Consider the following 16,127-nt stretch of genomic DNA (forward strand, 5'->3'; position numbering starts at 1 on the left):
CTGTCAATGGCCAATTCAACAGGTCAATGGTTAGGCTGAAGTCCCCGGCGCTGCTTCCCGAGCTCTTGGGCTATTGGCTACGGGTGAATACGTATCCAGTTGCATTTTATGCAACAGTCCATGCTTGAAAACCCTGGCCAAGCTGGCCAACAAGGCCGCCAAGAAGAACGCCCACCTGGGCGGGGTCTGCGTGTGGGATGCCGTCACCAGGGAAGACCGCGAACAACTCCTGGGCCGGCTGCCCACGGTGGAAATCTGGGGCATCGGCCCCCGCCTGGCCAAGCGGCTGCTGGGTTTGGGGATCCGGAGCATGAAGGACCTGCGCGATGCCGACGCGGTGATGCTGCGCAACCGCTTCTCCATTGTCATGATGCGCACCGTTCTCGAGCTGAGGGGAACCCCCTGCATCCCCATGGAGGAAGAACACGAAATCAAGGGACAGCTGATTTTCAGCCGCTCCTTCTCCACTCCGATCACCGACACGCACGGCATGGAGCAGGTGCTGGGGATCTACGCCCAACAGGCCTCCGCCCGCCTGCACAAGCACCAGCGGCAGGCCAAGGTGCTCACCGCCTGGGCCATGACCAGCTACTACAACACCCACGACAACCATCAGCCCTCGGTGACCGTCGCTCTTCCGGGTCCGACCGCGGACCCGCTGCTGCTCACGCGCGCGGCCAAGGCGCTGCTTCCCAAGATCCTGGACGGGGTGAAGTACGCCCGGGCCGGAATCGTGGTGACCGATATCCGACCCACCGGCGCCCAAGAGACCTTCGAGCCATTCGTGAACCCCCACGAGGCCAAGGAAATCGGGCCGCTGATCCAGAAGATCAAACAGCGCCACGGAATGAACGCAGTCGGACTGGGCCTGGCGGGAATGAAGACCGGCCCCGAATGGACGATGCGCCGCGAGATGATGTCACCGCGCTACACCACCCACTGGGACGAGCTGCTGACCGTATACGCCAGCTGATTGAACTTTTACTCACGCACTCGTTTGAGTGAATGAGTAATGCATCATCTACTCCCCGCGGAATCCCGGCGGTTTGAGGGCGTCCTGGGTGCTCGCTCGCTCACACCCAGGAACCGGGCGCCCCGCTGGCGCGGTGCGGCTGTTGACCTGATCCGCCTTTCGGCGGATCAGGTGCCGGCCTTCGGCCGTCCCCTTTTTTCGGTTGCTGTCCTTCGGAGTCTATGGCCCGACACCAAGGGCACAAGCCCCTTGCTGCGCTGCGGGGCCAAGCGCCCGGATTCTTTGATCGGCGCTGCGCTTATTTCCTCACAAAGAATGCCGGTCCCTTGCCCTGCGGGTTGCTGCTCCTTGGTGCTCGGTCCGCTTCATTTCATTTCGCCAGCAACCAAAAAACGCGGGGGAGAGACAAAGCGCGCAGGCTGGTTCCGCGATCCCCCTCACCCACAGATTGAGGAAAACAACCATGAACACGATCAGGGCAACAGACGGAATCCAACTCAGCGCAGAAACGGACGTGCTGCTGGCATCCAGACTCGCAGACCACGAGCTGGGTACTGGTTGGGACAAGGGAATCAGCCCGTTCGATCAGCACACAATCCTTGGTGAATATCTTGAATTCGTTGGCGAATTTTCAAGCTAAGTAGTAGCCCCACTAGGAACAAGGAGAACAACAAATGCTGACTATTACGCACACCCACGAAGCTGGAACCTTGATTGAGGGAACCATCAAGGGCGACGGCACCGCCGAAGTCCTCAAAGCCAACGGCTGGCGTTGGGGTCGCAGCATCGCCAGCTGGTTTGTCCCCATGAGCCGCGACCGGATGCCCAAGCTCTACAAGATCGAGGGCACGGCAACCGCACTCCGGGCGGCAGGGTTCGAGGTTGAAACGGACCTTGACGAGACCACCCGCTCAACGGCCGACGTCGAAGCGGCAAGGATCGAACGCCAAAGCCGGCGCGTCGAAGCCCTGGAAGCCAAGGCCCAGCGCAAGAGCACCACAGCCGACGACGCCGAGCGCCGCGCCCGGGCAGCAGGCGACGCCCTGCCTTGGGGAGGCGAGCCAATCAAGATCGGCCACCACAGCGAGAACCGCCACCGCAACGCCATCGAAAAGGCACACCGAGCCATGGGCGCATCGGTCGCTGCCGACCGTGACGCCATCGAGGCAGCCGAACGCGCCGCGACGGCAGCCCACACGACGGGCGCACGCTACAGCGTGCAGACCGTCGCAAACCGCATCAAGAAGCTCGAAGCCGACATCCGAGGCACCCAGCGCAACATCGACGGCCGCCGCGAGTGGATCAAGGACGAAGCCGGCCGGGACATGCTCAGCAACGAACCCATCGGCGTCACCGGAGCATACCGTGAGCGCCTGCTCACGCGGCTAGCTGAACAAAACGATCAGCTCACCTACTGGAAGCAGATCCGCGCCGAACAGATCGCCACAGGCAAGGCCACCAACTACAGCCGGGAAACCATCAACAAGGGCGACTACGTGCGGTACCGGTTCGGCTGGGCCGAAGTGGTGCGAGCCAACGCCAAAACGGTGTCGGTCAAAACCGAATACACCTGGACGGACAAAATCGAATACGAGGCACTGACCGACCACAAGACAGCAGCCGAATATGCCGAAGCCCGGGCAGCCATCAGCTAGCTAAAAGGAACCGGGGGAGGGGGCGCCGTGTGGGTGTCCCCTCCTTTTTCGTGGTGGTGCGGGCGGCCTCCGCCGCCAGCTCCCCCGGCCGCCGACGCTGCGCGATGGCCAGGTCCGGCAACATCGCGTCTGGTACTCACGGACTCGTTTGAGTGAATGAGTAATGCATCATCTACTCCCGGCGGAATGCCGGGGGTTTCAGGGAGTCCTGGGTACTCGCTCGCTCGCACCCAGGAACCGGGCGTCCGCTGCGCGGCCGGCTGTTGACCTGATCCGCCTTTCGGCGAATCAGGTGCCGGCCTGCGGCCGTCCCCTTTTTTCGGTTGCTGTCCTTCGGAGTTTATGGCCCGACACCAAGGGCACAAGCCCCTTGCTGCGCTGCGGGGCCAGCCCGGCAAATTCTGTGTCCGGCGCTGCGCTTATTTCCGGACAAACAATTGGCCGGCCTGCCCTACGGGTTGCTGCTCCTTGGTGCTCGGTCCGCTCATTTCATTTCGCCAGCAACCAAAAAACGCGGGGGAGAGACAAAGCGCGGGGCTGGTTCCGCGATCCCCCTCACTCACAGATTGCTTCAAGCAAACAGGCAATCATGGTAGGCCGTGAATAGCATGGCCCTACGGTTAGTTTCCACTACCTAGAGAACGAGGACGAAGACGATGATTTCCAACGAACAGCTCCAGGCCGTTCTTGACGAGCACGTTCCGGCAGAACTCCAAGGAGACTTCGAACTGCGCGCCATTTGCCATTCCATTGCAGCCATCCGATATCCGGTGAGCCCTTCTGAGGCAAGACTCTTTTCCTCACCAATTCTGATGCCAGCCGACAGCCCAGAAGAAGAGGACTACTTCAAGGACACCGGCATGATCCTCTTGGAATCCTGCGACCAGCGCCTCACGTGGCGAATCGGCGAGATCCAGGACGCCGTTTTTGGCATGTTCTCAATAGAAGAAGAAACTGACCCTATAGCAGAGCAGTAACCACGCGGTGGGGGAGGGGGCGCCGTTTGGGTGTCCCCTCCTTTTTCGTGGTGCGGGCGGCCTCCGCCGCCAGCTCCCCCGGCCGCCAGACGCTGCGCGCGGTTACAGTGCCCACTGCACGCACGGGTTTCCCGGTGCCTAGCCTGGGCGTGCTGACCTTCGGTCATGATGGCGCGGTGCGCCACTGCTGGCCACTTCGCAAGCGGCGGCCATGTGCTGGCCACTTCGCAAGCGGCGGCCATGTGCTGGCCACTTCGCAAGCGGCGGCCATGTGCTGACCTTCGGTCATGATGGCGCGGTGCGCCACTGCTGGCCACTTCGCAAGCGGCGGCCATGTGCTGGCCACTTCGCAAGCGGCGGCCATGTGCTGACCTTCGGTCATGATGGCGCGGTGCGCCACTGCTGGCCACTTCGCAAGCGGCGGCCATGCGCTGACCTTCGGTCATGATGGCGCGGTGCGCCACTGCTGGCCACTTCGCAAGCGGCGGCCATACGAGTTTCCGGCCACCTCGTTTGGCTGTGGATGGCCTGACATTTCATCGCAGGCGTGTCCACCCACCCACAACACAGCACTTCACCCACCGCCCCGACGCACAAACTCGCCACACCCGCTACCGCGCATGGACGACTTGCGTGGACGGCACCGTGGATGAGCTGACCGGAAAGCCCCGGGGGATCGTTGATCAGTTAACCGGGGGTTTGAGGGCGTCCTGGGTACTCGCTCGCTCGCACCCAGGAACCGGGCGCCCCGCTGGCGCGGTGCGGCTGTTGACCTGATCCGCCTTTCGGGAAATCAGGTGCCGGCCTTCGGCCGTCCCCTTTTTTCGGTTGCTGTCCTTCGGAGTTTATGGCCCGACACCAAGGGCACAAGCCCCTTGCTGCGCTGCGGGGCCAGCCCGGCAAATTCTGTGTCCGGCGCTGCGCTTATTTCCGGACAAACAATTGGCCGCACCTGCCCTACGGGTTGCTGCTCCTTGGTGCTCGGTCCGCTCATTTCATTTCGCCAGCAACCAAAAAAACGCGGGGGAGAGACAAAGCGCGGGGCTGGTTCCGCGATCCCCCTCACCCACAGAATGAGGAAAACAACCATGAAAAGCATCAAAGCAACCACCATGGCCGAGGTCACGGCAGTCGCCATCCACGGAATCGGCTTCATCCCCACCTCGTCGGTGGTTCTCATGCTGACGAACGACAACGGACTGCTGGCCACCCTGCGCGTGGATGCCAGCCCCGAAGCACCCGCCGAGGAATGGGCACAGAACATCACCACGTACGTTCACCGCGTGAGCGATGCCAACAGCGTCATCCTGTTGAGCTTCGAGAACGACTTGGCCATGACCACCCAGCAGTTCCGCGCGTTGGGCGACACCTTGGCCCGCGCGGGATGCCCCATCAGGAACTCGGTGCTCATCACCGATGGATGGGTCATGGACTACGACGGCGATTCAACCGACGCGGTGGAATTCTCCACCGTCGCCGAATCCAACGCGGCACTGGCCCTGATGTTCAGCACCACCAAGGCCGCCAAGATGGCCGCAGACATTCCGGCCTGCACCACACCGGCCAGCATCAGCGACCTAGAGAAATTCATCAACGACGCCCGCCACATGGGCTTCGAGGACGCCGAAACCCGCGCCGTGGTGCGCGGCACGCTCACCGACATGGTCGGAGGCTACCGCCACAACGGGAAGGTCAGCCCCCAGCACGCCGCATGGCTGGCCGGAATCTGCACCAACAAGAACGTGCGCGACCTGCTCTTCGCCTCGCTGGCCACCACCAGCTACGACGCCGAAACGATGAGCGCCGTCCTGATGGGGGAGAAAGCACCGGAAGATTGGGAATTCTTCCTCACGGGTGCCGACGCACTCTACACCGCGCTTCAATTCATCCCGGAAGCCAGCCGCGCCGACCTGCTGGCCGGAGTCGGATGGACACGCTGGATCAATGGCAAGGGAAGCGAAGCCATGAAATTCCTGGCCCTCGCGCTCGTTGCCGACCCCGAGCACCGCCTCACCACCCTGTTGATGAAACTGATCAACACCGGCGAACTCCCGAGGTCCGCCAGCACCAAGCACTAACCCAACCACCCCAACCACCAGCTAGGTGGGGCGACGTTCCCAAAACGTCGCCCCACCTAGCTACACTCACACCAAAAGGGAGTCCACACATGAGCATCGACATGGCCTTTGCCCACCACCCCACGCAGCTGCGCGACGAATCCCCCTGCGAGCCGCGGCCACGGATTTCGGCGGCGGCCTCCGCCGCAAGCTCCCCCGGCCGCCGCACCAGGGCGCTGCGCGCCCCGGACACCCCGGCACGGGGAAACCCTGACCATTTCTCTCACCAAGGCTTGTCTTACGTACTCATGCGCTTTTACCCCGGCGACGAACCGGCTCAGCCCGTGCCGCACCAGCGGGCCACCGCCGAGATCCCCACCAACAGCGGCAGCCTGGTCCTTCCGGTCGAAGTCACCGCCCGCACCACACATCTGGTGCACGTCGCGTGGATCGATGACACCGGGGAACTCATGGGCATCTGGTGCCCCACCGATATGGTCAAACCAGCACGGGAAACAGGAACAACCAGTAAGGAAGCCCGCCCATGAGTGAAATCAGGACAGCGTCGGATATCTACGAACAGCTCAAGACCTTGCGCTGGCAACTCGATAAGCTCGGTGAAGCCGGCCGCATCGTCATGACACGGGACCGCCACAACACCGACCGCACCGAATCAGGCCCGGCACTGCGAGATGCCCTGGCCGGCCTGGACCGAGCCATCGACGCCACCACCTGGATGGAAACCCTCGCTGTGGTCGAGGGCGGATACCCCGTTCTGGAAGGCTGAATCACGTGGGAGACGAGGCTCAGTCGCGGGCACGTCAGCGTGAGATCCACGGGCTTCGGATGGATCTCAAGCGGGAGATCCTAGGCGCACAGCCAGGTACTGAAAGTCACCGGGAACTCACACGGAAACTAGAGGCACTGAATCAGGACAACGATGTCGCCCACGAACAGTGGTTTAAGGACCTCACTACCAAATTCCCGCTGTAGACACCTCACTATGCAAAATGGCACCAAGCGAAGGCCAGAGCACTACTAGTCTTGGGACCCGGTTACGGGATAGGCCTATTTAAACAGGCTTAGGGACTCCGCAGCCGCGTATGTCGGTCATGCTCCTTCGTTTATGCTGGTGTTCGACTTATCATTACGCATGGGATCCTTTCTTAGCCGGCTGCGACGTTCAAAGACTCTACGTACTTCGGTACCAAAGTCGTACTTGTACGTATCTGATGCGAAAGTCGAAATGCTTGTAGAGGGCCTCAAACCCACACTGCTTGACCGATTCGATCTCCGATTAAAGGCGGGGCTTCCGATGCTCAGCGCTGAAATCAGCCAGCGACAGCTCGACGATGGTCGCTTCAAACGAGCGGAGCGCCTGTGTGCAGCCCTCGAGGAAGAAGGCCGAATCGGTTCACTTGACGATGACAGCGAGTATTTTCGCGGCCAAATGCTTGCAGAATGGGGCTTCTGGAGCCGCCAGGTCAAGGGCTACGCAGACGTCGCGTTCTTCTCCGGATATCGCGATGGTGGTGATGTCTTTGTTGCGCTCGGCGGCTCGGCCTATCACACCATGGAGCGAGCCGGTGAGCGTTTGCAGCAATACTCCAATTCAGGACTCCGGGGCCTGATGCATTTTCTGAAGGAAAGGTCCGAAACCATAGACTTAGAATGGCCCCCGTACAGCGCCCCTTCAGATGTGTGGTGGGCCGAAGCTTGGGATGCAGATCATGATAATCCAACCATTCCCGAGGAAATTGAGTTTGTTGCGCAGCGTTTGCTTATCGAGACAGGATCGAGTGTCCGGACCATACTTGGCAGCCCAATTTACGTCGCCCGGACGGGCAAGCCAATCACAAATGAAACACTGAAGCAGTACGAAGCCCTGCGTGATCGTCGTTCTGTTGAATGGTATGGAAAACGTCGAAAAGAGCCTCGGCGCGGCAAATGGCAGACAGGGAGCCTCACTTCTCCACAGTTGGCCCCACTGGATGATCCGAAGAAATTATCGGCTGAGGAAGCTTGAAGTCTACGAAATTAGGTGACGGTCTGGCCGTCTAACTTTTTGCGGTCGGGAAGACTTCGATGCCTTCCTCAGCAATGAACAGTGGCATTCGGTGGGGGATCATTCAGAAGTGCTGTATCGGCGATTAAATGTTCAGGGGTTTGGCGGCGAGCAGGGTCGGCACCGAGGAATTCGTAAATAGCCACGAGGCCAAGTCGCGGTCAAGAAGTCCAGCCAGCTTCTGTGAAGCTTCGTACGCCTGCTGGACGGTGAGTCGGGTGCGTTGCCCTGGAAGCGGGAAGCCAGAGATGAATGGTTCGTGGTGGGCCGCACGGTTGCGCACCGCGTGGACGACGGTCACGGTTTCCAGAGTCCAGGTTCTGGTGAACTGGGCTCCCTGAGCCGCGGCCAGTGCCTTGCCGCCAGGGAATGCTTTATGCAACACCGTGCGCCACAGGGTCTCGTAATCGGTGGGAAAACGCTGGGGCTCACGCCCCACATAGCCACCGGCACTTAGCAGATCGCGCCAGAAACCGAACATGAGCCGCGAGACCAAGTGCCCGGGAGTCCTCTTGCCCTGAGGCAGGTCCTTCCACGCCCTCGCCAGGTCATCGCGCGACCGCCCATCTAACCCGATATCCAGTTGGAACCATTGCGGCCCATAAACGGCGGTGAGTCTGTCGTTCAGCGCATTGCGCAAAGCCACTTCCAGAATCGCAATATCAGCCAGCAGCGCCGAAGAGATATCGCGGTCCCAGACGTAGAGGCTGCGCGCATAGACCGGATCGTGGTTGGCGTTGGCCAGATACGTCGACATCCGTACCGGTGTGATCGCCTTGTCCAGCGCACGGCTATGAGCCCCGTTTGACCACAGGTGGGAGACAGAGCTCATCGTAGCTTTTCCTGCTTTCTCGGATATACTGGTGGGGAAGTCCCCGGAATCGCCTCTCTGGCCCAGAGCCATGAAGCGACCGGGGTTATTTCTTTAACTCGCGCTCTCGGGTCCTGCGGAAGGAACAATCCGTACTTCACCATTTTGTACGATTTGGCTGTGCGGGCGGGAACGGAAGAAATCCCTCCCTCTTGCCTTACATGGCGCATAGGGACTGGTGAAACAGTCATAAGTTGTCCGGATCGATCTCTAGGGTCCGGAAAGGGGGAACGCTCACGGGGTGCATGCCCGATGAGATTTCTTTGTAGGTGCGTGAAGAAACAATCGCCGGTTCAGGATCAGACCCCGCGGCCAACGGGTCCGACGCTTTCGCGCCGAACCCATTGGCGGCTTGCTAGTTCGAAGGTTTGTTATGCCACATCTTCATCATCGAGGAATTCCTCATCGTATTCGTCCTCGTCGTCGTTCTCTTCCACGTGTGGGGCGACAGTCGGCGCCACGCGATCGGCTGTGCGATTCCAAGTCTTCAGCTCGAAAGCGAGATCGTCGAGGATCGTCCATTCTTCGTTTTCGAGGGCGAGCCCTTCCTTTTCGATGAGGTTGCTGCCATCGGGGAGTTCGATGCGCTTGAGATGGTCAGCGATCGCCTTGAGGGAAGCAGTGCCCTCCACCAGCTGACGGCGGTAGAGATCACGTGCCACGTGGGGGTCAGACGAGGGGTCAATGTGACTTCCGGTCCAATTTGTCTTGTACCGGTACAGATCGTCAGTATCCAGCAGCTTCCAGTCTTCGGTGCTGTCGGTTCCTGCAATTTCTCCGTCGATGAGACGCCGCGGCGCGCGGCTCCCGCGGACATCGAGTACGACCTGAGCCAACTGTTGGAGACCCGTCTCAGTAGTAACCATTTTTTCAATGATCTGCTGGGGCTCAGGCATGTACTCGCCGTTGATGCGCGTGTTGGAGCGGATGAGCAAGGGGCGAGCCTCCCCGTCCTTCAGGCTCATGACCCCTTCTACGAGTCCATAAAGCCCAAGGACCCCCAGTTCGGCGGCGTCAGCGGAAACTTCCTTGCCGACGTCCTCGAAGTTGTCCCGCTGTTCCCGGAGCTTACTCAGTGCGGCGTCCCTAATTTCCAGGATTGGCCGGCGGGTGAGCCGGGCGTGCTTGAGGGTGGGGGCGGCGAGGACCCGCTGCATCGTCGAGCGGCGCCCCTTGAATGCGGGGTCCAAATCCTGACCGAGGGCTATGCGGTTAACCCGCATTGCAGTGTCCGCCGCGAGCGCGGAGCGTTCTGGCTTCTGAGGCTTTTTTCCTGTGAGCGAGTGAATGGCCGCGTTCACGACCCGCGTTCGCTTTTGGTCCAGAGGAGAGATTAGTGCCTCCTGCGAAAGAAGCAGTACCTCATCGGCATGCAGTCCACCGATCAGCGTATCCCCGGTCGTGGGGGCACCCTCGTCGATTTCGGATTTAAGGAGGGAAAGGACTTTCTCGGCCGACAGACCCGCAACTGGCGGCATCATATTCTCGGTGTGTACGGCCTCGAGGGCAATGCGTGCCTTAAGCGCATTTTCGGTGCTGTCGGCAAAAGGCAGAGGTGGTTCCAAGTGAATGTGGCCGACGAGGGAGCGGCGGACCTCATCAAACGGAGGCTGTGAGTCGCCGGAGCCCAAACCGATCTTCCGATAACCGACGATGATTTGGGCGCGGGGCATGATGCTTGAGCGCAGACGGGCCGCGGCGACTTCACCAGCTTCGCTTTCGAGGGCTGCTTCCCCGGAATCCCGAAGACTGATCAATTCGTTCCGGAGCTTGTTTTCGGTCGCATCACGTTGGAGGTCGAAGAGGACTTCGTCAATATCGATGCCCGAGCCTCGCTGCGCTCCCACCGTGCGGCTGAACCCGTCGGTGGCATCGAGCACGCCGATCTTCTCATTGTCACCGAGAGAGAGCCGGGCAATCGAGAGCAATCCTGGGGTCTCTATGCCCCGCATCGGAATGGATCGGGAATGGGGGTTCTTCTCCCAGATGGTCTTGGTCTGGGCACGAAGCGTCCGGAGGACGAAGTCAGGATCAGAATGTTTCAGCCCCAGCACCGGCTGCGCGTTGATCGGCGTCCCATAACGCAGGGCATGACCCGACTTCCATGCGCGTTCCCCTTCAAAACGGATGTTTTCGAGCGAAGGAAGGATGCGCCAGGTGACCACATCCACCTCGATGAAACTGATCTCATACTGGCCGTAACGACGCGAATGCGGGGTACGGGTGGCGTCCTTGAGCTGACTAAGGTCGGCTGCGGAACGCGCAACCGTTTCGGCGTCGAAAGGGTGCAGACTGAATTCCCGGACCAGCAGGTCAACGGCGGTCGCGCGCGCCTTGGAATTCTGGGTTCGGAGATTCGAGGAGATCAGGTCGTAGGGGGTGGCATACTCGTTGTTCTCGCGGCTCTTCTCGAGGTGGCGGGCGACGGTTGCTGCGCGATTCTTTTCGGACATGAAAAAAGCCTCCCAGGCTAGCTAGGGACCGAAGTCCCTGCCGGAACCGATTTGATTCCGGTTTCGGGTAGCCCGCCGAGGCGAGAAACCCATATCGGCTCGGACGCCCGAATAGGCGTCATGGAGCACATGGGGCACGCGCGTCCCTGATCTGCGTTCAGTCACTCATGCTCACGGTCCGGACAAAGCTGGATCCAATTTGCATGCACTGACTTGGTAGTTCCCCGCATTGCGGGAAGCACGTGTCATGTGGTTGAAACTTATAGGAATTTCTTCACGCTTGTCAAGCTTGAACCATCTCAGGCATGAAGCGTCTCTTGTAAATCCTGTGATCGGCGGCCTCCGTTAGGCGAGCCGGTATGCCTTAGAGTGGGCGAAAAGGGAGCTCAGTTCGTCGAGAAGTATCTTGAAGAGATAGCCGTGGTCCCCGGCTTCTCGGATGAGAAAATCTACCGTCACCGCACCCTTCCTGATCAACCCGATCAGCTCTTCTGGCCGCGGATTGCGGGTGTGTTGCACTCTGTGGAACCGGAAGTATTCCTGATCCCCAATCCGTTGGACGGCGGCCTCTACCCAGACGGATTCGGCGTGTTTGCTCATCAGGCGGTCCTGCAACTGGGCCATATCCCACAGCACGACTTCGCGGGGGCTCAATTCGTTCTGGCGAATCCGGAGCAGGTCAGCGTCGCGATCGATTTGAAGGTACAACTCCTGTGTATTGGCCTTTTTTGCACTAATTGTGCACGAGAGGGAACGCTCCCCGGCCTTTTCGCTGCCGAAGGCATTGAGCAATTGACCAGAACCGGCGTACGCGCTTCGCGTCCAGTCTGGGACCTGAGCGAACATCGTGGCGCGTCTGCTGCCCGACCTCGCTGATTTGATCTCGATACCGTGGTAATCAGCCGTCTTTGACGAGTTCATTTGGATCCCAAGCTCGGACTCGAGCAACCGGCCCACAGACGTCGATCCTTCGACTGGTGCCGCAATGAAGCCCTTTTGAGCCACTGTCTTGAGCTTCGCGAAAAGTTCCGGGAAGACACTGGGTTCCACAGGTGGCGGTTCTACGGACTCCTTGCCCGACGATGCTTCGTCGGCAAGGATCAGCGAATCGTGAAGGTTTTCCCGTGAAGCGTTGACAAGACCCAGACCATTTCCGCGTCGGATGCACAACACCAGGTCGCCGGCTCCGGCAATGTCGGGAAGGTTCTTTATCCAGACCCTGCGGTCCCCGCGCTTGGTCTGGTATAGGGAAGCCGTTGATTCCACCAGCTGGCCAGTCGGGTGCATGAGAACAGCGGGAACAATGACCTTGTGATCAGGACCCAGCTCCTGCCGGGTGAAGTCGTGGAGGTCCGCCTCCAGAAGAAAGTCCCTGAACGGAATGGTTGCATCGAGAATCGCCTTATCCAGACCAAGCTGGGATGGACGAAGCCACCCGTGGCTTATTTGATGCTGAACCAGCAACGAGATGTTGCGTTTTTCCAGTTCCGTGCGTGTGATCATTTTGTTGCAGCCCCCGGTGCTCAGTCGGCTGGGCCGATATCCAGCACTTCTGCAATCATCCTACCCACGGCGTGCGCCAAGAAAGGCGACACCGCATTTCCGACCTGCGAATACTGTGGCACCTCAACCCGCCGCCGCAAGGAACCGGTGGTTTCCTTCCCCTGAAACTCAAAATCGTCGGGGAATCCCTGAAACCGTGCCAACTCCCGGACCGTGAAAATCCGGGGGACACTAGGATGCACATAGTCGTCAGGCAGCGTAACCACCGTGGGAGCCTGAGAGTTCCAATTCAGCGCCTTCTGGGAATGCTTCTTTGTAGCCAGCCGTCGCATCACATTCACGATTTGGTGCTTGTCGTCCGCTATTGTCGTCCCGTCCAGCGCGACCGCGGGGAACCGCACGTTCTTCATCAATTCCAGAACTGCGTCATCGGTTGCCATTTTCCGTGCCATATCGGTCAGCAACCGCGGCGGAATGGAATTGTCGCGCATCCATTGGTACAGGCGGAATCGCTCCTGGGTTCGGGGAGCGTGCCGACGCGGGTTTTGGTTGCCGGGGCCTACCTGTGCGGGCGGGGCGGGGGGAAGGCCCCAAGTTTCCTTGGTCCGGACCTGGTTTCGGAACTCTTCAGTTCTTGCGCTGTGCACCTCAGGCAAAACAGATTGCAGGTCGGCGATCGCATCCGCAATGGTAGGCGCTTCTTCCCTTGTAACCACCGGCCTCGGCGCCAGAGGCGGCACAGACGATTCTGTCATCTCGTCGGTGAACGATGAGCGCCAAACGGCCCCACTGGAGAAGACGCCCTTCGCTTCAGCGATGTCGCTGCGCAGGCCAATGATCATCAGACGCGGCCGGTTCTGCGGGGCGCCATAATGCACCGCGTTTACAGCGACCCCCTGAACTTCATACCCTTGCCCGGTTTCCCTCAGCGCCTGCTGAAGTTGGTCGAATGCCGAGTCTTCGGAGGTTGAGAAGCGGTGACTCATGCCCACAACATTTTCGATAACTACTGCCTTGGGCGATGTACGCTCCACGAAAGCGAGATACTCCCAAGGGAGCTTGTTGCGGACGTCGTCCGGATTCCGTCGACCAGCCAGCGAGAAACCCTGGCACGGAGGCCCGCCCACTACGAGATCCAGGTTTTCGGCGGCGAGTGCGTCCATGATCACGTCGTTTTCTAGGATTCTACCCAGCTCTGAGACAGCCACTCCGTGCTTGGCCTGAAGCTCCAGCGGACGTTCGAGATATGCATGCCAGTCACTGAGTTCAGGGATGGGCTCGAAGAAGTTGTGGTAAAGCGTTCGGGCTGCCATATCCGATTTCTCAACAGCCAGTAAAAGGTCTCCTCCGGCTCTTTCAATGCCAAGGGAAAGGCCGCCGCAGCCAGAAAACAAGTCAACGTACTTCATCATGCCTCTATCTTAAATGTTCATCCGCAAGAAGTCCAGGCGGATGCCATCCCGCGCTAATGGCGCTCGACTTGACTATTCCTTACCCGACCATTAATCATCGCTCATATTCGATTCAGGGTTCGCGCTGGGGTGGTTGGCGTGGTGAATACCATAGTCACATGTCGGCCGGACTACGTCCCGACTGCGTAGCCCCTCGACCACAGGTTTCCCCCACCTAAGGTTGAACCCCCGAGATCCTTTTTCGTTGGCCTGCTGAGACCTCATCAAACGAACTTTTGCCAAGAGAACGAAGTTCCGTTCGAGTCGAGAAAGCGACACAGCTGTGCCTCACAACTTCGGAAAGTGATTACAGGCCCCAACACGAAAGGGTCTGTTTGATGACCGCTGGAAGAGGAGCGATGAATTCTTGATCTGTTCCTATGGTGTGGAATCGAGCGAGACGATCGGCGTCGGCACGACAATCAGTGCTTTGTCGCGTGCCGTGAGCTTGAGGGCAGGGCATCGTCCTTTGGGGACGGTTACTACTCGGGGAATCTCCAGAGTCCCTCCGACAATCTGTCCCGAAAGGATAGTAGGGCAGGTGGACGGGACACCCGCGGCTTTCGCGTCCTGCACATAGATTTGTGCAGGAATCGCTTCCTTGATCTCGGAAGGTACAGTCGCTGGCCCCAAGACGGGTGCAAGGGCGAAGATGAAGATTCCGGCCAAAAACATGATTGATATCCCGGGCCCCCTCTTGATTAGACGCTGATATGCATCACGTCTCTGCCAGTAACCCGCAGCCGCTTCAAGTCGCCCGATTCGGAACGATGCGCCGGCACGTTCAGCTTCGATCCAAGCGATGTCGGAGGGCGACTCGGGATCCAGATCACGGCCACCCCAGCTCGAGTGTTCTTTTCGCCTAAGGCGATCCAGCGCTCGGCCCGTTCCTACGAGGCCATCCGTGTACAGTGCCGTTATCGTTTTGGATTCTCCCAGCAGCGAGGTGCGTCGTTCATACACCCAGCGGAGTATTGGAGGCAGGGACTCCAGGTCGTCTGACGCATCTAGGTCGGCGGAGTTCTCGGCTTTAACGTCGAGCTCGGTATTAGATAGGTCTGTCACCGTCGGAGTGTCTACTGCGAGCACTCGCGCGGCACCGAAGAGCACGCTCCCGACGGCAGTCAAGGCGCCTACAGCGCCGACCGTAGCCAGAAGGGCAGCCCAGAGTTGTAAGTTTTGAAGGGAAGTGAGCTGAAGGCCGGCGACGATGGCTACAGCAATAGCCCCTGCTGAAGCAACCAGCCACTTTAGTGTGCTGGCAAGATTATCGGACCTCGCTCCAAAGTGGTCTCCGGGTGGGGGCGGCATTGGAGTCGATGTAGGAATATCCAAGTGGGTCTCCTTCGTTTAGACCGTACTACATATGTACTACATGTGCTAGCCTCATATTTTTAGAGGGGTTTGCTGTAAACGAGAAGGGAGTACAAGATGGCGGTCGTTTCTCGGGTGGCGAGTTCGCACACGTACAACATGCGTGAGCTGAACCAGAACACTGCAAAGGTAATTCAGGAGATCAACGAATCGGGAGAACCAGCGCTCATCACTCGCCAAGGCCGGCCCGTGGCTCTCATAACACCGTTGGCGAATGAGCGCGTTGAGGCTGCCGTGCTTGGTGCCGTGCTGGATTCTGTTGCCCAATTGAATGGCGATGAATCTCTCAGTGAGGTCCAGAATACGGAAGAGGTAGCACGGGAGTTGGGCATCAACTATTAATATGGCTCCTTGCGAGGAGTCGGAGAAGGTCGTCATTGGAGATGACGCGTACGATTACGAGTCCAGGATGCTGCTTGAGGTTAATCTGCTCGTCTACCGTCAACTCGCGATAGACCAAGCAATGGTCACATGACTGATTGCTGAATTCGTCTACACCATCGAGATTGAATGAGAGATAGCCAGCGAGCTCGGATACCCAAATGCAGCGTCTGAATCGGCCATCCGTAACACCATCCAGTTGGCCCTCTATGGCATCATCGGCGTGAGGGCGCAGGTCGCGATCGGCTATCCGCATGATCTGCGCTGCGACCGATGAGTCGCCGATAGCCCGGAGATCCTCTTTCGCAGGGTTTGACCAAACTGGCACGAGCACAGTCAATCAGATCAGGACGCTTTCGTGAAGCAA

14 protein-coding genes are annotated in these 16,127 nt (G+C 59.5%); 9 read left to right on the forward strand and 5 right to left on the reverse strand.

Going from position 1 to position 16,127, the window contains the following annotated elements; translation table 11 throughout:
• The first annotated feature begins 124 nt into the window (after positions 1–124).
• From Q2T94_RS07515 to Q2T94_RS07550, 8 genes are all read left to right on the forward strand, one after another.
• A complete protein-coding gene (locus tag Q2T94_RS07515) occupies positions 125–973 on the forward strand; it encodes a DinB/UmuC family translesion DNA polymerase (protein WP_367281532.1) in 849 nt (282 codons plus the stop codon).
• Between the two features lie 463 nt (positions 974–1,436).
• A complete protein-coding gene (locus Q2T94_RS07520) occupies positions 1,437–1,613 on the forward strand; it encodes a hypothetical protein (protein WP_302263507.1) in 177 nt (58 codons plus the stop codon).
• Positions 1,614–1,647: 34 nt separating this feature from the next.
• Entirely contained in the window at positions 1,648–2,628 is a 981-nt protein-coding gene (locus Q2T94_RS07525) for a DUF3560 domain-containing protein (protein WP_302263508.1), read from the forward strand.
• 656 nt (positions 2,629–3,284) lie between these two features.
• Positions 3,285–3,605, forward strand: a complete 321-nt coding sequence (locus Q2T94_RS07530) for a hypothetical protein (RefSeq protein ID WP_302263509.1) — start codon at positions 3,285–3,287, stop codon at positions 3,603–3,605.
• A 1,088-nt stretch (positions 3,606–4,693) separates the two neighbouring features.
• Positions 4,694–5,683, forward strand: a complete 990-nt coding sequence (locus tag Q2T94_RS07535) for a DUF4192 family protein (RefSeq protein ID WP_302263510.1) — start codon at positions 4,694–4,696, stop codon at positions 5,681–5,683.
• Between the two features lie 89 nt (positions 5,684–5,772).
• Positions 5,773–6,210: a hypothetical protein gene (locus Q2T94_RS07540; RefSeq protein ID WP_302263511.1), complete on the forward strand. Its 438-nt coding sequence runs from the start codon at positions 5,773–5,775 to the stop codon at positions 6,208–6,210.
• Positions 6,207–6,449, forward strand: a complete 243-nt coding sequence (locus tag Q2T94_RS07545; RefSeq protein WP_302263512.1) for a hypothetical protein — start codon at positions 6,207–6,209, stop codon at positions 6,447–6,449. The genes Q2T94_RS07540 and Q2T94_RS07545 overlap by 4 nt, the downstream gene beginning before the upstream one ends.
• Before the next feature lie 366 nt (positions 6,450–6,815).
• Positions 6,816–7,688 (forward strand): DUF7019 family protein, encoded by an 873-nt coding sequence (locus Q2T94_RS07550; RefSeq protein WP_302266378.1) that lies wholly within the window; start codon positions 6,816–6,818, stop codon positions 7,686–7,688.
• Positions 7,689–7,812: 124 nt separating this feature from the next.
• On the opposite strand, the gene Q2T94_RS07555 is transcribed toward Q2T94_RS07550, so the two are convergent.
• The 5 genes from Q2T94_RS07555 to Q2T94_RS07575 form a co-directional block, all read right to left on the reverse strand.
• The gene (locus Q2T94_RS07555) at positions 7,813–8,559 is read right to left on the reverse strand and encodes a hypothetical protein (RefSeq protein ID WP_302263513.1); all 747 of its coding nucleotides are present in this window, start codon (positions 8,557–8,559) and stop codon (positions 7,813–7,815) included.
• 410 nt (positions 8,560–8,969) lie between these two features.
• Entirely contained in the window at positions 8,970–11,051 is a 2,082-nt protein-coding gene (locus Q2T94_RS07560; protein ID WP_302263514.1) for a hypothetical protein, read from the reverse strand.
• A gap of 345 nt (positions 11,052–11,396) precedes the next feature.
• Entirely contained in the window at positions 11,397–12,554 is a 1,158-nt protein-coding gene (locus Q2T94_RS07565; protein ID WP_302263515.1) for an MvaI/BcnI family restriction endonuclease, read from the reverse strand.
• 20 nt (positions 12,555–12,574) lie between these two features.
• Positions 12,575–13,966, reverse strand: a complete 1,392-nt coding sequence (locus Q2T94_RS07570) for a DNA cytosine methyltransferase (RefSeq protein WP_302263516.1) — start codon at positions 13,964–13,966, stop codon at positions 12,575–12,577.
• Between the two features lie 417 nt (positions 13,967–14,383).
• The gene (locus tag Q2T94_RS07575; RefSeq protein WP_302263517.1) at positions 14,384–14,680 is read right to left on the reverse strand and encodes a hypothetical protein; all 297 of its coding nucleotides are present in this window, start codon (positions 14,678–14,680) and stop codon (positions 14,384–14,386) included.
• Positions 14,681–15,436: 756 nt separating this feature from the next.
• Here Q2T94_RS07575 and Q2T94_RS07580 point away from each other — a divergent pair.
• A complete protein-coding gene (locus Q2T94_RS07580; protein WP_302263518.1) occupies positions 15,437–15,721 on the forward strand; it encodes a type II toxin-antitoxin system Phd/YefM family antitoxin in 285 nt (94 codons plus the stop codon).
• Positions 15,722–16,127 lie beyond the last annotated feature (406 nt).

It is taken from the genome of Paeniglutamicibacter sulfureus, from assembly GCF_030512175.1.
GTDB classification, from domain to species: Bacteria; Actinomycetota; Actinomycetes; order Actinomycetales; family Micrococcaceae; genus Paeniglutamicibacter; species Paeniglutamicibacter sulfureus.

What these genes read in the sequence shown, in the direction of transcription:
- Q2T94_RS07570 (WP_302263516.1), bottom strand. Translation starts at nt 13,966, where the DNA reads ATGATGAAGTACGTTGACTTGTTTTCTGGCTGCGGCGGCCTTTCCCTT.
- Q2T94_RS07535 (WP_302263510.1), top strand. Translation starts at nt 4,694, where the DNA reads ATGAAAAGCATCAAAGCAACCACCATGGCCGAGGTCACGGCAGTCGCC.
- Q2T94_RS07540 (WP_302263511.1), top strand. Translation starts at nt 5,773, where the DNA reads ATGAGCATCGACATGGCCTTTGCCCACCACCCCACGCAGCTGCGCGAC.
- Q2T94_RS07550 (WP_302266378.1), top strand. Translation starts at nt 6,816, where the DNA reads ATGGGATCCTTTCTTAGCCGGCTGCGACGTTCAAAGACTCTACGTACT.
- Q2T94_RS07560 (WP_302263514.1), bottom strand. Translation starts at nt 11,051, where the DNA reads ATGTCCGAAAAGAATCGCGCAGCAACCGTCGCCCGCCACCTCGAGAAG.
- Q2T94_RS07575 (WP_302263517.1), bottom strand. Translation starts at nt 14,680, where the DNA reads ATGTTTTTGGCCGGAATCTTCATCTTCGCCCTTGCACCCGTCTTGGGG.
- Q2T94_RS07555 (WP_302263513.1), bottom strand. Translation starts at nt 8,559, where the DNA reads ATGAGCTCTGTCTCCCACCTGTGGTCAAACGGGGCTCATAGCCGTGCG.
- Q2T94_RS07525 (WP_302263508.1), top strand. Translation starts at nt 1,648, where the DNA reads ATGCTGACTATTACGCACACCCACGAAGCTGGAACCTTGATTGAGGGA.
- Q2T94_RS07530 (WP_302263509.1), top strand. Translation starts at nt 3,285, where the DNA reads ATGATTTCCAACGAACAGCTCCAGGCCGTTCTTGACGAGCACGTTCCG.
- Q2T94_RS07565 (WP_302263515.1), bottom strand. Translation starts at nt 12,554, where the DNA reads ATGATCACACGCACGGAACTGGAAAAACGCAACATCTCGTTGCTGGTT.
- Q2T94_RS07545 (WP_302263512.1), top strand. Translation starts at nt 6,207, where the DNA reads ATGAGTGAAATCAGGACAGCGTCGGATATCTACGAACAGCTCAAGACC.
- Q2T94_RS07580 (WP_302263518.1), top strand. Translation starts at nt 15,437, where the DNA reads ATGGCGGTCGTTTCTCGGGTGGCGAGTTCGCACACGTACAACATGCGT.
- Q2T94_RS07520 (WP_302263507.1), top strand. Translation starts at nt 1,437, where the DNA reads ATGAACACGATCAGGGCAACAGACGGAATCCAACTCAGCGCAGAAACG.